Annotated in this window: 13 protein-coding genes and 1 pseudogene; 11 read left to right on the plus strand and 3 right to left on the minus strand. The window is 73.0% G+C overall.

The annotated features are described in order from the left end of the window. Positions 1 to 203: 203 nt before the first annotated feature. From OHU89_RS20565 to OHU89_RS20590, 6 genes are all read left to right on the plus strand, one after another. On the plus strand, positions 204 to 4,040 hold the full coding sequence (locus OHU89_RS20565) for an FtsK/SpoIIIE domain-containing protein (RefSeq protein WP_405654586.1): 3,837 nt from the start codon (positions 204 to 206) through the stop codon (positions 4,038 to 4,040). A 184-nt stretch (positions 4,041 to 4,224) separates the two neighbouring features. Beyond that, complete coding sequence (locus tag OHU89_RS20570) at positions 4,225 to 5,598, plus strand: ABC transporter substrate-binding protein (RefSeq protein WP_405644833.1); 1,374 nt, start codon at positions 4,225 to 4,227, stop codon at positions 5,596 to 5,598. A gap of 4 nt (positions 5,599 to 5,602) precedes the next feature. Next, entirely contained in the window at positions 5,603 to 6,955 is a 1,353-nt protein-coding gene (locus tag OHU89_RS20575) for a carbohydrate ABC transporter permease (RefSeq protein ID WP_405644835.1), read from the plus strand. Next, the gene (locus tag OHU89_RS20580; RefSeq protein WP_405644837.1) at positions 6,952 to 7,833 is read left to right on the plus strand and encodes a carbohydrate ABC transporter permease; all 882 of its coding nucleotides are present in this window, start codon (positions 6,952 to 6,954) and stop codon (positions 7,831 to 7,833) included. Before OHU89_RS20575 ends, OHU89_RS20580 begins: the two co-directional genes overlap by 4 nt. A gap of 164 nt (positions 7,834 to 7,997) precedes the next feature. Further along, positions 7,998 to 10,256, plus strand: coding sequence for a CDP-glycerol glycerophosphotransferase family protein (locus OHU89_RS20585; protein ID WP_405644839.1), 2,259 nt, complete (start codon positions 7,998 to 8,000; stop codon positions 10,254 to 10,256). 183 nt (positions 10,257 to 10,439) lie between these two features. Continuing rightward, positions 10,440 to 11,828 carry a hypothetical protein gene (locus tag OHU89_RS20590; RefSeq protein WP_405644841.1) on the plus strand — a complete coding sequence of 463 codons (1,389 nt, stop codon included), beginning with the start codon at positions 10,440 to 10,442 and terminating at the stop codon, positions 11,826 to 11,828. Here the strand turns inward: OHU89_RS20590 and OHU89_RS20595 are convergent. Continuing rightward, positions 11,818 to 12,231: an organic hydroperoxide resistance protein gene (locus OHU89_RS20595; RefSeq protein WP_266891637.1), complete on the minus strand. Its 414-nt coding sequence runs from the start codon at positions 12,229 to 12,231 to the stop codon at positions 11,818 to 11,820. The two genes, OHU89_RS20590 and OHU89_RS20595, sit on opposite strands and share 11 nt — an antisense overlap. 136 nt (positions 12,232 to 12,367) lie before the next feature. Between OHU89_RS20595 and OHU89_RS20600 the strand changes: the two genes are divergently transcribed. From OHU89_RS20600 to OHU89_RS20615, 4 genes and pseudogenes are all read left to right on the plus strand, one after another. Next, positions 12,368 to 12,835: a MarR family transcriptional regulator gene (locus OHU89_RS20600; RefSeq protein ID WP_361496496.1), complete on the plus strand. Its 468-nt coding sequence runs from the start codon at positions 12,368 to 12,370 to the stop codon at positions 12,833 to 12,835. A 153-nt stretch (positions 12,836 to 12,988) separates the two neighbouring features. Continuing rightward, positions 12,989 to 13,651, plus strand: a pseudogene (locus OHU89_RS20605) (glycosyltransferase family 2 protein); the annotation flags it as partial. A 159-nt stretch (positions 13,652 to 13,810) separates the two neighbouring features. Further along, on the plus strand, positions 13,811 to 14,809 hold the full coding sequence (galE, locus tag OHU89_RS20610) for a UDP-glucose 4-epimerase GalE (protein WP_405644843.1): 999 nt from the start codon (positions 13,811 to 13,813) through the stop codon (positions 14,807 to 14,809). A 99-nt stretch (positions 14,810 to 14,908) separates the two neighbouring features. Beyond that, on the plus strand, positions 14,909 to 15,841 hold the full coding sequence (locus tag OHU89_RS20615; RefSeq protein ID WP_405644844.1) for an ADP-ribosylglycohydrolase family protein: 933 nt from the start codon (positions 14,909 to 14,911) through the stop codon (positions 15,839 to 15,841). Here OHU89_RS20615 and OHU89_RS20620 read toward each other — a convergent pair. Then, entirely contained in the window at positions 15,826 to 16,101 is a 276-nt protein-coding gene (locus tag OHU89_RS20620) for a YciI family protein (RefSeq protein WP_405644846.1), read from the minus strand. The two genes, OHU89_RS20615 and OHU89_RS20620, sit on opposite strands and share 16 nt — an antisense overlap. A 115-nt stretch (positions 16,102 to 16,216) precedes the next feature. Here OHU89_RS20620 and OHU89_RS20625 point away from each other — a divergent pair, with 115 nt between their 5' ends. After that, positions 16,217 to 16,999, plus strand: coding sequence for a Crp/Fnr family transcriptional regulator (locus tag OHU89_RS20625; RefSeq protein WP_405644847.1), 783 nt, complete (start codon positions 16,217 to 16,219; stop codon positions 16,997 to 16,999). Here OHU89_RS20625 and OHU89_RS20630 read toward each other — a convergent pair. After that, entirely contained in the window at positions 16,948 to 17,574 is a 627-nt protein-coding gene (locus tag OHU89_RS20630) for a TetR/AcrR family transcriptional regulator (RefSeq protein ID WP_405644849.1), read from the minus strand. The genes OHU89_RS20625 and OHU89_RS20630 overlap by 52 nt on opposite strands. Between the last annotated feature and the right edge of the window lie 70 nt (positions 17,575 to 17,644).

Raw genomic sequence — 17,644 nt, forward strand, 5'->3', positions numbered from 1 at the left:
TTGACGTGACCGATCTCAAGTGATCGTCGACGATGCACTGGTCAGGCACTTTTAGGGGCAGAGCCGACCAATCAAGATCACTTATCCTCGGGAGCGGGGCGCGTTGTCAGTGGCAGGTGCGAGGATGCCTTCAGTACTGGCCGATGTGCTCGTGTGGGGTGGGGGACAGTTCCGCGCCCGGGCAGAAGGGACCGCTGACGGCGATGCAGATCCGGCTGACCGTCGTAGACCCGCTGGGCCCGCCTGCCGAGGCCCACGTCCGCGCCGCGAGCTGCGACGTGCTGGTCACAGCACCCGCCGGTACGGCCCTGGCGGCGATAACGTCCGCACTGGCCTCGGCGGTCTCCGGCGAAGGCGTGCTCGCCTCCGGCACCGGACAGCCCGTGCTGTACGCCGGTGCCGAGCGGCTCGACGCCCAGCGCTGCACCATCGGCGAGCCCCCGCTGACCGACGGCGCCGTGCTCTCCCTCGGCGCCCCCACCGACCCCGAACCGCACCCCGAGGTGGACGACGCACCCACGCGCCTCGACGTGGTCGCCGGACCGGACGCGGGCGGGGTCCATCTGCTGCACGGCGGCCGCATCGAGATCGGCCGCTCCGGCGACGCCGACGTCCCGCTCGACGACCCGGACGTCTCCCGGCTGCACTGCGCGGTGACGGTCGCCGCCGACGGCCGCGTCTCGGTCGCCGACCTCGACTCCACCAACGGCACGGTCCTGGACGGCCTCCGCGTGGGCACCCGCCCCGTCCGCTTCGCACCGGGAGCGCTGCTGCGCGTCGGCGAGTCGGCCCTGCGACTGGCTCCGCCCGGCGGCCCGGGCGCGCGGCTGCGCACGGCGCCGGACGGCGAGGGGCACGTGCGCGTGGCGCCTCCCGCGGAGGCCGACACCGGTTCGGGGACGCCTTCCGGGCCGACGCGGTATGCGTACGGCACCGCCGACTTGAGCACCGCACCGGCGCAGGACGACGGGGAACAGCCCGTCGTGCCCGGCCAGGGACAGGCACCACGGATCGAGAGCAGAGGGGCGCGGGCGTACGAGGCGAAGGGCCCCGTGTCCCGTCGGCGGGTGTCCGGGGTCGCGGGGCTCTCCGGGGCGCCGGGCGCCGGTGCCGGGGGCAGTGGGGAGACCCATGGCGGCCGGCTCGGCGCGGGCGCCTCCGACGGGGGTTTCGGCGGTCCGGCGACCGCGGGCGGCGCTGCCCCGTCCGGCCCGGCCTCCGACGACAGAGCAGCCGCGAGCGGCCACCCCGGCCCGGGTGGCATCCCGGCCTCCGGCGGACTTCCGCGCGGTGCGGCGACGCGCGGTGGCCCCGCCGACCCTCGTGGCATCGCCGCAACCGGCGGGACCTTCGGCTCCGGAGACACCCGCGCACCCGGCGGGACGACCGGTTCCCGGTCCACCCCGGGCCACGGCGGGTCGGCCGACTCCGCACAGGCCTCCGCCGGCACAGGCTCCGGCGACGAGCACACCCGCGCCGTGGACACCCCGGCAGGCAGCCGTCGCAAGGGCACCCCCCTGCGTGGTACCGACGTACCGCAGGGCGTGCGCAAACGCGGAGGCCTCGGCGCGTGGGCACGGAAGCTGACCGGCGGACGCGGTGAGCAGAGCACGACCGCCGGGAGCGAGACGTACGACGAGGAAGTGGCCGACACCCCGCCCGTCCCCTCGGCCGTCACCCCGCAGCAGCCGGACACCTGGCCGGACCCGGCGGCACTGCTGCTGACCGCGCTGGGCCCCGGACCGCGACTCTGGGAGCGCGGGCCGGACCACCCGGAGGCGCTCACGGTGCGGCTGGGCACGGCGGACCGGGCGGCACCCGACGGCTCGGGGCTGCTGCCCGCGGTGCCGGTCACCGCCGATCTGCGCGAGGTGGGGGCGCTGGGGCTGGCGGGCCCGCGCGCACGGCTGGCCGGGCTGGCCCGCGCGGTGGTGGCCCAACTCGCCGCGCTGCACTCCCCCGACACCCTCGAGATAGTCCTGATCAGCGCCGACCGCTCCCGCCCCCTGGCCGAGCGCACCGCCGAGTGGTCCTGGCTGGGCTGGCTCCCGCATCTGCGCCCGGCCCACGGACAGGACTGCCGCCTCCTCCTCGCCTACGACCGCGAACAGGCGACGGCCCGCACGGAGGAGCTCCTGCGGCGCCTGGACGAGACACCGCAGACGGCGGGATCGAAGCGCCGACCGGGGCGCCCGGCTCAGGCGCCCGGCGGCAAGGGGCTCGCGGAACAGGACCGGGGGCGCAACTCGACCCGCGGCGGCATCGAGAGCGGCGGCCGAGGCGACACCCCGGCCGAGGCCCGTGGCGCGACCCGGCGGCCCTCCTGGGCGCGGGACGACGACAGGGCCGACAAGGCACCCGGCTTCGAAGGGCCGTACACCGTCCTCCTCGTGGACAGCGACCCCGGCGGCGCCGATGTGCGCGAGGCCGTGGCGCGGCTGGCGCTGGAGGGCCCGCGGGCCGGGATACATGTGGTGTGTCTCGCCGAGACGTCACCGGCCTCGCCCGCGTCCCCGGTGACGGAGACGTACGAGACGGCGTGCGCGGCGTCCCCGGCGTTCCGGGAGTGCGGCGCGGTCGCGCTGCTCAGCGGGGACGTGGCGACGGCGTTGCGGCTGATGCGGGTGGCGCGGGGCGGAGTTCCCGGCTCGGACGGCACCGTCGTACTCAGCTCCGACAACACGCTTGCACCCGGCCGGTCCTCCGGTCCCGCAGAGCGCGGTCCCGTCGGCGAGACCCCCGCCGGTCACCCCGCCCCCCAGGCCCACACCACCGGCCCCGTGGGCCATGGCACCGTCGCCGCCGTGGACGCCGTCTCCCCCGCCTGGGCGGAGCGGTTCGCGCGGGCGCTGGCACCGTTGCGCACGGACGGCGCGGGTGGTGAGCGGCAGGCGCGGGTGTCGGCGCCGTTGCCGCAGATGGCGCGGTTGCTGGACGAGTTGGGGCTGGCTCGGGCCACCCCGGCGTCGCTGATGACGCGTTGGGCGGACGCGGCGGACGACACGGAGGCGCTCGGCGGACGCGCCTGGGCCGTGCTCGGCGCCGGTCCGCGCGGGCCGGTCTGCGCGGACCTCGTGGCCGACGGCCCGCATCTGCTGATCGAGGGCCCGGCGGGCAGCGGCCGTACGGAACTGCTGCGGGCGGTCGTCGCCTCGCTGGCCGCCGCCGAGCGGCCGGACCGGCTGAGCATCGTCCTGATGGACGGCCGGGACAGCGTGGGCACGGGCGGCGGCCACGGCGAGGGCCTGCGGGTCTGTACGGACGTACCGCATGTCACGACCCACCTCACCGCCAACGACCCCGTGCGGATGCGGGAGTTCGCCCAGTCCCTGAGCGCCGAGCTGAAGCGGCGGGCCGAGCTGCTGGGCCGCTCCGACTTCGCCGAGTGGCACACCGGACGGGAACTGTCGGGCCGTATGGTCGCCCAGCGGGGGTCCGCCGGCGGGGCCGGTGACCTCGACGCCCCGACCAGCTCGACCATTCGGTTGCGCCCCGCCGCGGCCCGTCAACAGACCGAGTCCGCACCGCCCTTGCCCCGCCTCGTGGTGGTCGTCGACGACCTGGACGCCCTGGTCTCCCCCGCGCTCGGCTCGCCGGGCCGGCCCTCTGCGGGCTCGGTGATGCGCGCGCTGGAGGCCGTGGCGAGGGAGGGCGACCGGCTCGGCGTCCATCTGGTGGCCGCGGCGGCCTCCGGTGGTCGTACGGCGGAGTCGGACGCGGCCAGGAGGGCGGCCCTGCGGGTCACCCTGGACACCCCGGCACCCGGCCCGGACGAACCCGCGCCGGGGCGCGGCCGCCTGACCTCCGCGGACGGAAGGGTCACACCCCTCCAGGGCGGGCGGGTCACCGGACGTATCCCCCGGACGGCCACGCTGCGCCCGACGGTGGTCCCCCTGGACTGGCACCGCATGGGCGACCCGCCGACCCGCCGCCCGGTACGGGAGCTGGGCAACGGGCCGACGGACCTGGCGCTGCTGGCGAGCGCGCTGGAGCGGGCGGCACGCGAGGTGGCGGCCACGGAGGTCCCGTCACTCCTCTAGTTCCGGTCCGGTTCCGGTCCGGTTCCGGTCGACGAGATCTGTCCAACGCCTGTGTCCCGTTACGACGCGACAACGATCCCCCACTTGACACCGCGCGCGGTCTTGCCGACCCCAGGCCCCCGGCGTAGACCAGAGCCACGGGACAGCGCTCGGCGTTCGACGACGAACGAAGAACGGGGCAGTGATGCGCAGCACGAGCACATACCGGACACGAAGGGTCACCGCGACAGCCGCCGCCCTCCTGGCGGGAGCCCTGACGCTCACCGCGTGCGGCGGGGACGACGACAGCGGCAGCGACAACGCAACCAACGGCACGGAGACCGGCGGCACCTCCGTCACGCTCCCCAAGCTCGACGGCCAGACGCTGGAGGTCGCCGCCGTCTGGACCGGAGCCGAACAGGAGAACTTCACCAAGGTCCTGAACGAGTTCACCAAACGCACCGGCGCCAAGGTCAAGTTCGTACCGACCGGCAACAACACCTCCACCTTCCTCGCCGCCAAGATCGAGGGCGGTCAGCCCCCGGACGTGGCGTTCCTGCCGCAGGTCGGCGTGTTGCACCAGTTCGCGGAGAAGAAGTGGCTCAAGCCCCTCGGCGCGGAAGCCAAGGCGCAGTTGGACAAGAACTTCTCCCAGGGATGGCGTGACCTCGGGGCCGTCGACGGCCAGCAGTACGGCGTCTACGCGAAGGCCGCCAACAAGTCCCTGATCTGGTACAACACCGCGGCCTTCGAGGCGGCCGGGATCACTGGGGCGCCCAAGACGTGGAAGGAGTTCATCTCCACCGCGCAGACGCTGTCCGACGCCGGCTCCCCCGCCGTCTCCGTCGGCGGCGCGGACGGCTGGACGCTCACCGACTGGTTCGAGAACGTCTATCTGTCCCAGGCGGGGCCGGAGAAGTACGACCAGCTCGCCAAGCACGAGATCAAGTGGACGGACCCCTCCGTCAAGGATGCCCTCAGCACACTCGCCGAACTGTGGGGCAAGGACGAACTGCTCGCGGGCGGCCGCAAGGGCGCGCTGGACACGGAGTTCCCGAAGTCGGTCACCCAGGCCTTCACCGGTGACACCCCGGCCGCGATGGTCTTCGAGGGCGACTTCGTCACCGCGAACATCAACGCCGACACCAAGGCGAAGGTGGGCACGGACGCCAAGGTCTTCCCGTTCCCGGCGGTGGGCGCCGAGTCCCCGGTGGTCAGCGGCGGCGACGTGGCCGTGGCGCTGAAGGACAGCAAGGGCGCCCAGGCGCTGCTGACCTTCCTCGCCTCGACGGACGCGGCCGAGGTCTGGGCGGCGCAGGGCGGCATCCTCTCCCCGAACAAGGAGATGGACCAGGGCAAGTACAAGGACGACGTGACCCGGCAGATCGCCAAGGCGCTCATCGACGCGGGTGACGACTTCCGGTTCGACATGTCCGACCAGGCACCGGCGGCCTTCGGCGGCACACAGGGCACCGGCGAGTGGAAGGACCTGCAGGACTTCCTCAGCAACCCGAGCGATGTCGCGGGCGCCCAGCGGAAGCTGGAGGCCGACGCCGCCAAGGCGTACGGGGCCGGCTGACGCCATGGCCTCCGTGGCGAACTCGACGGGGGGCGCCGGCGCACTGCCGACGCCCCCCGTGTCTCCGCGCAAGAGTGTGACGAGGACGCGGTTGTGGGTGGCGGTGCTGTTCCTGCTGCCCGCGCTGATCCTTCTCGGCGCGCTCGTGGTCTACCCGATCGGGTGGTCGGTCTGGCGCAGTCTCTACGACGCCGACGGCTCCGGTTTCGTCGGCCTCGACAACTACGGCGACATCTTCAGCAACGACGCGACGCTGACCGCGGTCAAGAACACCGCGATCTGGGTCGCGGTCGCCCCGGCCGTGGTCACGGCGCTCGGTCTGATCTTCGCGGTGCTCACCGAACGGGTGCGCTGGGGCACGGCGTTCAAGCTGATCGTCTTCATGCCGATGGCGATCTCGATGCTGGCCGCGGGCATCATCTTCCGGCTGGTGTACTCGGCGGACCCGGACCAGGGTGTCGCCAACGCGGTGGTGACGACCGTGCACGACACGTTCGTGGACTCCTCGGTCTATCCGAAGGCCCGGCCGAACGCCGCGGTGAGCGATCTGAAGGCCTCGGGCGGCGGCTCGTTCACCTCGACCGGCACGGCGCAGGCGGGCACGCCCGCGCTGCTCCCGCTCGTCGGTATCGCGCCCAACAAGCTCCCCGGCAGCCCCGAGGCCGCCAAGGCGGCCACCGGTGACGGTGTCACGGGCACCGTCTGGCTGGACTTCAAACTGGGCGGCGGCGGCACGAAGGGCCAGATCGACCCCGGTGAGAAGGCGCTGAAGGGCGTGAAGGTCGAGGCCGTGAAGGACGGCAAGGTGGTCGCCTCCACCAAGAGCGGCGCCGACGGCACCTTCAATCTGCCCGGCGAGGCCGACGGGGCCCAACTGCGGCTGCCCGGCTCGAACTTCTCGGCGCCCTACAACGGCATCGACTGGCTCGGCCCGACGCTGATCACCCCGGCGATCATCGGGGCGTATGTGTGGATGTGGGCGGGCTTCGCGATGATCCTGATCGCGGCCGGGCTCGCGGGGGTGGACCGCAACCTCCTGGAGGCGGCCCGGGTCGACGGCGCCAACGAGTGGCAGGTGTTCAGGAAGGTCACGGTGCCCATGCTGGCGCCGGTCCTGGTCGTCGTCCTCGTCACGCTGATGATCAACGTGATGAAGATCTTCGACCTGGTCTACATCATCGCCCCGCAGCCCAGTCAGGACGACGCCAACGTGCTGGCGCTGCAACTGTTCCAGTCGTCGTTCGGCGGCGGCGCCAGCTACGGCATCGGCAGCGCGATCGGCGTCATCCTGCTGCTGCTCGTGCTGCCGGTGATGTGGGTCAACCTCCGACGGCTGCGTAAGGAGCGTGAGCGATGACCGCTCTCGACACGACCGTGCGCGCCAAGCGCTCGCTCGCCGCCCGGTTGGCGAGCGGGGCGGCCGGCGGGGTGATGCGGGTCTTCCTGATCGTCATCGCGCTGGTGTGGCTGGTGCCGACCTTCGGGCTGCTGGTCTCCTCGTTCCGCGACCCGACCGACATCGCCACCTCGGGCTGGTGGAAGGTGTTCACCGCACCGGGACAGCTGACCGCGAACAGCTACGAGACGATCCTGAAGAACGACACGATCACCAGCTCCCTGTTCAACACCATCTGGATCACCGTCCCCTCGACCCTGCTCGTCGTGATCATCGGGGCGATGGCGGGATACGCCTTCGCGTGGATGGACTTCAAGGGCCGTGACACGTGGTTCATGGTCGTGGTGGGGCTGCTCGTGGTGCCGGTGCAGATCGCGCTGATCCCGCTGACGTTCCTCTTCCGCGACATCGGGATCTTCGGCGACATCATCGCCGCCATCCTCTTCCATGTCGCCTTCGGTCTGCCGTTCGCGATCTTCCTGCTGCGCAACTTCTTCGCGGAGATCCCCCGGGAGCTCCTGGAGGCGGCGCGCCTGGACGGGGCGGGCGAGGCCCGGCTGTTCGCGACGGTGGTCATGCCGCTGGCGGCACCCGCGCTCGCTTCGCTGGGCATCTTCCAGTTCCTGTGGGTGTGGAACGACATGCTGGTGGCGCTGGTGTTCACCAACGCCGACTCGCAGCCGCTGACGGTCGCCCTGCAGCAGCAGGTACGGCAGTTCGGCAGCAACATCGAGATCCTGGCGACCGGCGCCTTCATCTCGATGGTGATCCCGCTGCTCGTGTTCTTCGCGTTCCAGCGGCAGTTCGTGACCGGGGTGATGGCGGGCGCGGTCAAGTAGCCCGTACGACAGCCCAATTGAAGGGGCGGACCGCAGCCGGTCCGCCCCTTCGTCTTCGCCGAGAATCCCCCGTATGCCGCACACCACGTAACCAAGTCACATCACCGGCAGTTCCCGGGCAAGGCCGACACGGCCCACCGCCCGCGCCGACTCTTGGATGTGCCTTGCCCAGGTTCAGTGTCATCGTCCCCGCGTACAAGGTTCAGGCGTATTTGCACGAATGCCTGGACTCGGTGCTCTCCCAGTCGTGTACGGATCTGGAGCTGATCGCCGTCGACGACTGCTCGCCGGACGCCTGTGGGGCGATCGTCGACGAGTTCGCGGCCCGGGACCCGCGTGTGCGGCCGGTGCACCTGGCCGAGAACCGGGGTCCGGGCGGCGCGCGCAACGCCGGTCTGGCGGCGGCGACCGGTGACTACCTGGTGTTCCTGGACGGCGACGACACCCTCACCCCGGACGCGCTGAGGGCGATCGCCGACCGGCTGAAGGAGACGGGCGACCCGGACGTCCTGGTCCACGACCACGCGCTGACCGACTGGACGGGCGAGCCGGTCCGCGACGGCTTCGCCACGCAGCTCACCGAGGAGGGCCCGGCGCCCTTCCGGCTGGAGGACCGCCCGGGGCTGCTGCGCCTGATGACGGTGGCCTGGAACAAGGTGTACCGCCGGGAGTTCGTGGAGCACGCGGGCTTCTCCTTCCCGCCGGGCCACTACGAGGACACCCCCTGGACGTATCCGGCCCTGATGACGGCGGAGACCCTCGCGACCCTGGACCGGGTGTGCGTCCACCACCGCCGGCACCGCCAGGGCACCGTCCTCGGCACGAGCCGCGGCCACTTCGATGTCTTCGACCAGTACGACAGGGTCTTCGCGTACGTCGACCAGCACCCCCGACTCGCCCAGTGGCGCCCGGTGTTGTTCCGCCGCATGGTCGACCACCTGTCGACGCTCTTCACCGACCGGCACCGGCTGCCGCGCGGCATCCGGGCCGAGTTCCTGCTCAAGGCCCGCGCCCACTACCGCCGTTACCGCACCCCGGGCCACCCCGTCCCGCTGCGCTCCCTCCTGCGCCACACCCTGGTCCACCTGGGTCTGCATCGCACCTACCGCGCGCTGGAGCTGGCCAAGAGGCTGAGCCGCCGGACCGCCCTCCGTGCCGCCCGCCTCGCGAAAGCCCTGCGCACCGCGGCCCTGCGGCTCCACTACCGCGTCCAGCTTCGTCTCCCCCTGCGCGCGGACCACGCCGTCTTCGCCGCCTACGGCAACCGCGGCCACAGCTGCAACCCGGGCGCCCTGGAGCAGGCGTTCCGCACCCACGCGCCGCACATCCGCACGGCGTGGATCGCCGGCGCCGAGCACCACCACACGATCCCCACCGCCGTCCGCCGGCTGCGCCCCGGCTCGGCCGCGTACTGGACGGCGCTCGCCCGCTCCAAGTACCTGGTCACCAACGACGACTTCGACCGCCGTCTGGTCAAGCGCCCCGGCCAGGTCTTCGTCCAGACCCAGCACGGCACGCCCCTCAAGCACATGGGCCTGGACCTCCAGGAACGCCCGGCGGCCGCCCGCGGCATCGACTTCACGGCCCTCCTCGACGGCGTCGACAAGTGGGACTACCTGCTGTCCGCCAACCGCCACACCACCCTGACCTGGGAGCGCGTCTACCCGGGCACATACACGACGCTCGAGTACGGCTATCCCCGCAACGACGTGTTCCAGCAGGCGACTTCGCAGGACGTACGCCGGCTGCGCGAGTCGCTCGGCATCCCGGAGGGCACGGTCGCGATCCTGTACGCCCCCACCCACCGCGACTACCGCCGCACCCAGCGCCCCGCCCTCGACCTGGACCGCGTCCTGCGCCGTCTGGGCCCCCGTTTCGTCGTCCTGGCCCGCGCCCACCACCGGCACGGCGGCCCCCTGGCGACGAGCACCGGCAGGATCATCGACGTCACCGACCACCCGAGCGTCGAGTCCCTGTGTCTCGCCTCGGACGCCCTGGTGACGGACTACTCGTCCCTGATGTTCGACTACGCCAACCTGGACCGCCCGATCGTGATCCACTCCGACGACCGGGAGGTGTACGAGGCGGCCCGCGGCACCTACTTCGACCTGCGCGCCTTCCCGCCGGGCGCGGTCGCGCGCAGCGAGGACGAGCTGACCGACATCTTCGCCAGCGGCCACTGGCGGGGCTCCCGCTCCACACAGCTGCGCTCGGCGTTCCGCGAGCGCTTCTGCCCCTACGACGACGGACGCGCCGCCGAGCGGGTCGTACGCCATGTGGTGCTGGGCCAGTCCGAACCGGCGCCGTTCCTGCCGCTCGCCGAGCGCTTCCCGGTGCCGTCCGCGGCGGCGGCGCTGGAGCTGTCGCCGCAGGCGACCGTGGAGCGGCCCGCGGCCCCGTCGCTCGTCACCGAAACCGTCTGAACGCCGTCCTCACCCAGGGGAGTTCCCATGCCCTCCAGCCCGTCGCGGCCCACCCCGACCCGACCCCACACCTGGCGCCCCGCCGGCCGCCCCGGCCGCTGACCCGGCGGCCGAGGAGAGCGTCGCTGCGCCAGGCGTGTGATGCGAGGCGCGGCGGCCGACTCTGACGGGAAGGCTGGTGCGGTGAGCAGCGGTCTCCTCAGCCGGCGGTCTCTTCGTGGCGCCACGGCGCTGCGCGGCGGCGGTGCCTGGCGTCCCGGCCCGTATCTGGTCTTCGGCTTCCTGTACTGGCTGGCGATGTCGCTGGCGTACTGGGCGGCGCCGCTGTGCTGCGAGGCGGGGCTGCACGCGGCGGTGATCGAGCGGCTGCGGGTGGATCTGTGGCATCCGCGGCATCCCCTGGCGGATCTGCCGGGTGCGGGCAGCCCGTACTACTCGCCGTACGCGGTGGCGCAGGGCGTGTTCGCGCGGCTGACGGGGCTGGGTGGCTGGGAGGTCGTGCGACTGGCCGGGCCACTGAACCTGTTGGTGCTGCTGACCGGCCTCGGCCGTCTGGTGCGGGTGCTGACGCCCCGGCCGTGGGCACCGGTCCTGGCGCTGCCGGTCCTGCTGATGACCGGGGATCTCGGCTCCCCGGCGGCCTTCGCGGTCGGGCTGACCCTGTGGGCCTGGGCGCTGACGGGGGCGCGGGCGCGCAATGACGGGGCGCTTCGGTATGTGGGCCCGAGCGGGCTGCCGGGGATCGCCGGGTATGTGGGGCCGGGTGTGCTGTACGGGGCGGTCCTGCTGGTCGATCCGGTCACCGCGGTGGGGGCGGCCGCGGGGGCCGTCGCCTTTGTCGCGGGGTGGCAGCGGGGGTGGGGGCGGGCCGTCGGGGTGCGCTGGGCGGTGACGGCCGGTGTGGCGGTGCTGGTCGCCGCGGGGTGGCCGTACTTCGACCTGGTCGCGCCGGATCGGGTGCCGGTTCCCTGGCGGTTCTGGCCGGCGCTGGTGGGGCTGCCGGCGCTGTGGCCGCGGGGGCGGCGGGATCCGCTGACGCTGATGTTCGTCCTCGGCTGCCCGGTGGCGGCGTGTGGGTACGGCGGGATCGCCGGGCTCGTGGCGCTGGTGTGCGCGGCGGCCGTGGAACTGGCGGCGCCCCGGCCGTGGGGTGCGCGGCGGAGGGGGTACGCCGGGGTCGTGGCCGCGGTGGCCTGCCTCGGGCTTCTCACGGCGCCGAGGCCGGCGGCGCCGCCGACGTACGAGTGGGCGGCGCGGCATGTCGGACGCGGTGAGGTGGTCCTCACGGCCGACCGCCACGCCGCCCTGGCGCTCGCGGGGTTCGGGGCGAATCTCGTTCCGCCCGGCCCTGTGGCGAAGGGCCACGAGCCGGACGTACGGGCCTATCTCGCCCCGGCGTCGACCCGCGCCGACCGTGCCGCCGTGGTCCGGCGCCACCGAGTGCGCTGGCTGCTGCTGACGCGGCAGGACAGGGTGCCCGAGGAGGCGGTGGTGGTGGCGTGGAGCGCGCGCACGGGGGAGGTGCTGGCTCGGGTCGTCGGGCCGGTGCCGGCTCCGGTGACTACTCGATGACGAGCTCGACCTCGATGTTGCCGCGGGTGGCGTTGGAGTAGGGGCAGACCTGGTGGGCGGCCTCGACGAGCTTGCGGCCGGTCGTCTCGTCCAGGGTGTCGGGCAGCTCGACGCGGAGCACGACGGCGAGACCGAAGCCCTCACCCTCCTTGCCTATGGAGACCTCGGCGGTCACTGCGGCGTCGCTGACGTCGACCTTGGCCTGGCGGCCGACGAGACCGAGGGCGCTGCCGAAACAGGCGGCGTAGCCGGCGGCGAACAGCTGCTCCGGGTTGGTGCCCTGACCGTTGCCGCCCAGCGCGGCCGGCGGGGCCAGCTGGAGGTCGATCTGACCGTCGTTGCTGACGGCGCGACCGTCGCGGCCGTGGGTGGCGGTGGCGACAGCGGTGTAGAGCGCGTCCATGGGTTCCATCCCTCTCAAACGTGGTGACGGGGGCGGCCGGCCCTTTCACTGCGGTCCGGGCCGTCTCACGACCACAAGTAGAGCACACAATTAAGTTGTGCACAACTAAATGGCGAACAAGCGCTACCCTGGAGACATGACCACGCCTCCGCCCACCACCGACTGGCTCCGCCTCGACCAGCAGATCTGCTTCTCCCTGAACGCCGCCTCGCGCGCCTTCGGCGGCGTCTACCGCGTGATCCTCAAGGACCTCGGGCTCACGTATCCGCAGTACCTGGTGATGCTGGTGCTGTGGGAGCACGGCGACCTGCCCGTCAAGAAGCTCGGCGAGCACCTCCGCCTCGACTCCGGCACGCTCTCCCCGCTGCTCAAGCGGCTGGAGTCGGCCGGTCTGGTACGCCGCGAGCGCAGCGCCCGCGACGAGCGTTCCGTGGAGGTCCGGCTCACCGAGGAGGGCGTCGCCCTGCGCGAGCGCGCACTGGAGGTGCCGCGCCGGATCGCCGCGGCGACCACCTTCGACATGGACGAGATCCGCGAGCTGCGGGCCCGGCTGGACGAGCTGACGACGGCGCTGGACTCGGCGCAGCTGGACGAGAACTCCTGACGCCTCCGACGTAGCGGCGGAGGGTCACACCGCCACGGCCGCACTCCCTCTTCGGCGTGAATTCCCGCCCCATGCCCACGAATGAACCCGGCGCGACTTCCCACCGTCTTCCGGATCGAGCTGACCACCCCCTGATCCCGGAACACGACCACCATGGACCCTCACGCCCCCCAGGCCTGTGCCGTCGTGACCGGCTACGACGACGCCCCGCGCGTGCGGGCGACCGTGCGCTCCGTGCTCGCCCAGGGATCCGCCGTCCGCGAGGTCCTCGTCGTCGACGACGGCTCGACGGACGGCGGCGCGGAACTGCTGGCCCGCCTCGCTTCGATCGACCCACGCGTGCGCGTGCTGCGGCGCCGGGTGCACAGCGGCGGCCACGGCAGCCCGCGCAACACCGGGCTGGACCGGGTGACTTCGCCGTACGTGATGTTCCTGGACGGTGGTGACGCGCTGCTGCCCGGCGCGATGACCGCGCTGCTGGGGGCGCGCGCGGAGGTCGCGAGCGGGTTGTGCGCGCGTCCCGCACAGCGCCCGCTCCTGGTGCACGACACCGTCTGCGGCAACAAGCTCTATCGCACCGACTTCCTGCACGACAACGGCATCCGCTTCCCCGAGGGCCGCTTCGCCCACGAGAACGTCGTCTTCCACGCGCGCGTGCTGGCCGCGAACCCGGACATCGCGCTCGTGCCGGAGCGGGTGCACGTGCCGCGCGCCCCGCAGCCCCCCGACAGTGGAGCGCTCACGGAGGCCTACCGGCTGGCGTACGACATCCTGCTGGCCGCCGGACGGGAGGAGCTGGCGAGGGCGGTGCGCGCCGGGCACGGGGCGGCGGAGCCGGTACCGCACGTGGTGTCCCGCTCACGGGGAGTTGTCGCAGTTGTCCGCAGTGGGCTCCGGCGCCTGATTGACTGAAGCCGGTGTCCGACCGCGCACCACACGCACATCTCGCTCCATCTGACGAGGGGACGGCCGTACATGACCTGGCTGATCACCGGCGGCGCCGGCTACATCGGGGCGCACGTCGTACGGGCGATGACCGAGGCGGGCGAACGCGCGGTGGTGTACGACGACCTGTCCACGGGGATCGCCGAGCGCGTCCCGGACGGGGTGCCGCTGGTCGTGGGCTCCATTCTGGACGCGGAGCGCGTGGCGCGCGCCCTCGCGGACCACGCCGTCACCGGGGTCGTGCATCTGGCGGCGAAGAAGCAGGTGGGTGAGTCGGTCGATCTGCCGCTGCACTACTACCGGGAGAACGTCGAGGGCCTGCGCGTCCTGCTGGAGCAGGTGACCGGGGGCGGGATGTCGAGAGCGTCCGGGGTGGCCTCCTTCGTCTTCTCGTCCTCGGCGGCGGTGTACGGCATGCCGGACGTGGAGCTGGTCACGGAGGAGACGCCGTGCGTGCCCATGTCGCCCTACGGCGAGACGAAGCTGGCCGGCGAGTGGCTGGTCCGCGCAACGAGCCGGGCGACGGGCCTGGCCACGGCGTCCCTGCGCTACTTCAACGTGGCGGGCGCGGCGACCCCGCACCTCGCGGACACGGGCGTCTTCAACCTGATCCCCATGGTCTTCGAGAAGCTGACGGAGAACGCGCCCCCACGCATCTTCGGCGACGACTACGCCACGCCGGACGGCACCTGCGTCCGCGACTACATCCACGTGCTCGACCTGGCGGACGCCCACGTCGCCACGGCCCGCGCCCTGCGTTCCTCCCCCGGCCGCGACCTCACCCTCAACGTCGGCCGCGGCGAGGGCGTCTCGGTCCGCGAAATGATCGACCACATCAACGCCGTCACGGGCTACGACCGCCCCCCGACAGTCACCCCCCGCCGCCCCGGCGACCCGTCCCGAGTCGTCGCCTCCGCCGACCGCATCACCGCGGAGCTGGGCTGGAAGGCCAAGTACGACATCCAGGACATGATCACCTCGGCCTGGGAGGGCTGGGTACGACTGCACCCGGAGGCGGCTCGGGGGTAGGGGCAGAGGCTGCGTGAGGGCTGGGGCCGCCCGCGCTCAGCGGCCCGCCGAGCGACCCCGTCCCGACGCCCCGCACCGGGCAGGCCCTAACCTGCCCCGATGACCGACCTCACCTCCCGAGCCCTGGGCGCCGTCATCGGTTCCGCCGTCGGCGACGCCCTGGGTGCCCCCTTCGAGTTCGGCCCCGAGGGCGCGTTCTCCGCCCGCTTTCCCCATCCGGGGCACGGCGGCGAGATGTGCGGGGGTGGCGGCTGGGACCCGGGCGAGGCGACCGACGACACGCAGATGGCCGTACTGGTCGCCGAGTCGCTGCTGGAGCACGGCGGCCTCGAACTCCCGGACGTCTTCCGCCGGTTCCGGCGCTGGGCCGCCGCGGACCCCAAGGACATCGGCCTGCAGACCGAGGCCGTGCTGAGCAGCGGCGACCCCTGGGACCTGGCCGCCGCCCTGCACTTCCAGACCAGCCAACGGGCCGCAGGGAACGGCGCGTTGATGCGGGCGGCGCCCTCCGCGGTCTTCTTCGCGCCCCAGGGACGGGAGCCCACCATGGACGCCGCCCGCCGCCTCTCCGCCCTCACCCACGGCGACCGTGCGGCCTGGGAAGGCACCGCGATCCTCCATGAGCTGATCCGCACAGCCCTCACCGGCGCCGACCCGCTCGCCGCCCTCCCCGCCGCACTCGCCGCAGTACACCCCGACCACCGGCAGAGGTACGCCACCGTCCTCGCCCCCGACTGGCACCCCGACCGGGCTACGGAGTTCAATGGCGCCGTCTGGCCCTGCCTCGGCTCCGCCGTCTGGGCCCTGCGCACCACCTCCTCCTACGAGGAGGCCGTACGCGCCGCGATCGACCTCGGCGGCGACACGGACACCGTCGCCGCGGTCACCGGCAGCCTCGCGGGAGCGGTGCACGGCGTCGACGCCATCCCCGCCCGATGGACGGAAGCACTGCATGTCCCGCTCCCCGGCTTCGGCGAACGAATCCTGCGCGCACCGGAGTTGGCGGACCTCGCGCGTCAACTGCGCGGCTGAAGGCCCACGATCGGCGCCCACTCCCGAACCGACCGCACCTCGACGCCGGGTGTGCGGCGGTAGTACGGGTCCTCATCCATGACCTCGTCCAACTCCGCCCGCTCCAGCGCGAAAACGAGCAGCGCCCCCGCGTCGTCGGCCCACGGCCCCGCCGCGAGCAGCTTTCCCTCGGTGTGCAGACGGGCGAGCGCGGCGCGATGGGCGGGGCGGGCGGCGAGGCGTTCGGGGGCGGGGGTGAAGGCGAGTTCCACGACGAGCACGACGGTTCCTTCCTACGGCCATGACGTACCTGGCGTACGACGACGACCCCGAGGTTAGGCTCGGCCCGCGCCCGGCGCTGTATCGGCCGATACAGACGGCAGGAGGTGGGACGCCATGGACGGACACGGGTACGAGGAGGACGGCTGGCGGCGGCTGCGGAACGTGCCGCTGTTCCGGCCACTGGCGGACAGCGACCTGCGCCGCCTGTGGGACGCCTCCGTCCCGCGCCGCTACGACACCGGCGAGATCCTGCGCGCTGAAGGCGCCCCCGCCGATCACCTGCTCGTCCTGCTGACGGGCCGCGCGGCGGCCGACGCGACCACCGCGGGCGGGCGCGTGGTGCGGTTCGGGACGTGGCGGGCACCGTGCGCGCTGGACAAGGTGGCGCTGCTGGACGGCGCCGGTCACACAGCGACGTTCACCGCGCTCGCCCCGTGTGCCGTACGGGCGGTACCGCGGGCCCGATTCACCGCGCTGCTGGACGACTCCGCTGCGGTCCGCGCCCATGTGTTCCGCCTCCTGGCGGCCCAGACCCGCGCCCAGCAGCACCGGCTGACGGACACCGCGACACTGCCGTGCGAGGCGCGGCTCGCGGCCTGGCTGCTGGACGCCTCGGCCGACGGCCTCGGCTCCCCCGTACCCCTGCCCGGCGGACAGCGCGAACTCGCCGACCTGCTGGGCGTCACCCGCGTCACGGTCAACCGGGCCCTGTCCCGGCTCCGCCGCGACGGACTGATCCGGCCCGCCGCCGACGGACGTATCGAGGTGCTCGCCCCGGAACTCCTCGCCCTGCGCGCGGCACCGGACAGCCGGCGCCACGACGCGGACCGAGCCCGGCCGCCCGGCTACAGCGCCTTGAGCGCCGCGGCCGTCCCGCGCGCCAGCGCGTCCAGGTAGCCCTTCGGCAGCTTCGGACTCCGGATCACCACGGACCGCCAGTACAGCGGCCCGGAGATCAGATCGAGCGCCAGCTCGTCATCGAGCCCCGCCCGGACCTCGCCCCGCTGCTCCGCCGCCACGAGGATCTTGCTGGCGACACCCTCCTGCCCGTCCCGCAGCGCCTTCTGCACCGCTTCGGCGATCTCGGGGTTACGGGCCGCCTCGGCCTGGAGGTCGGGGAGGATCTGCGAGGCGATGGGGTGGCGCAGCGCACGGGACGTCACCTCGTACAGCAGCCGCAGATCGCTCTCCAGCGCACCGGTGTCCGGCGCGGGCAGTCCCTGCACGGCGAGGGCCGACACCACGTCGAGGACGAGGTGCAGCTTGGAGCGCCAGCGCCGGTAGACCGCGGTCTTGCCGACACCCGCCCGGCGCGCGATCCCCTCGATGGACATCCGCGCGTAGCCGACGACCGCGAGCTCCTCGAAGACGGCCGCCCGGATGGCCTCCGTCACATCCTCCCGGAGCACGGCGGCTCCGGCGGGGGCCCGGCGGCGCGGACGGGTCTGCGGCTCGTCGGCGTTCGTCGTCATACGGACCAGCATAGGGCGTTACGACGATACGGTCCCGTCCCCACGCAAGACGTCACGACGAAACGGTTGC

Source organism: Streptomyces sp. NBC_00019, from assembly GCF_045041015.1.
Taxonomy (GTDB): domain Bacteria; phylum Actinomycetota; class Actinomycetes; order Streptomycetales; family Streptomycetaceae; genus Streptomyces.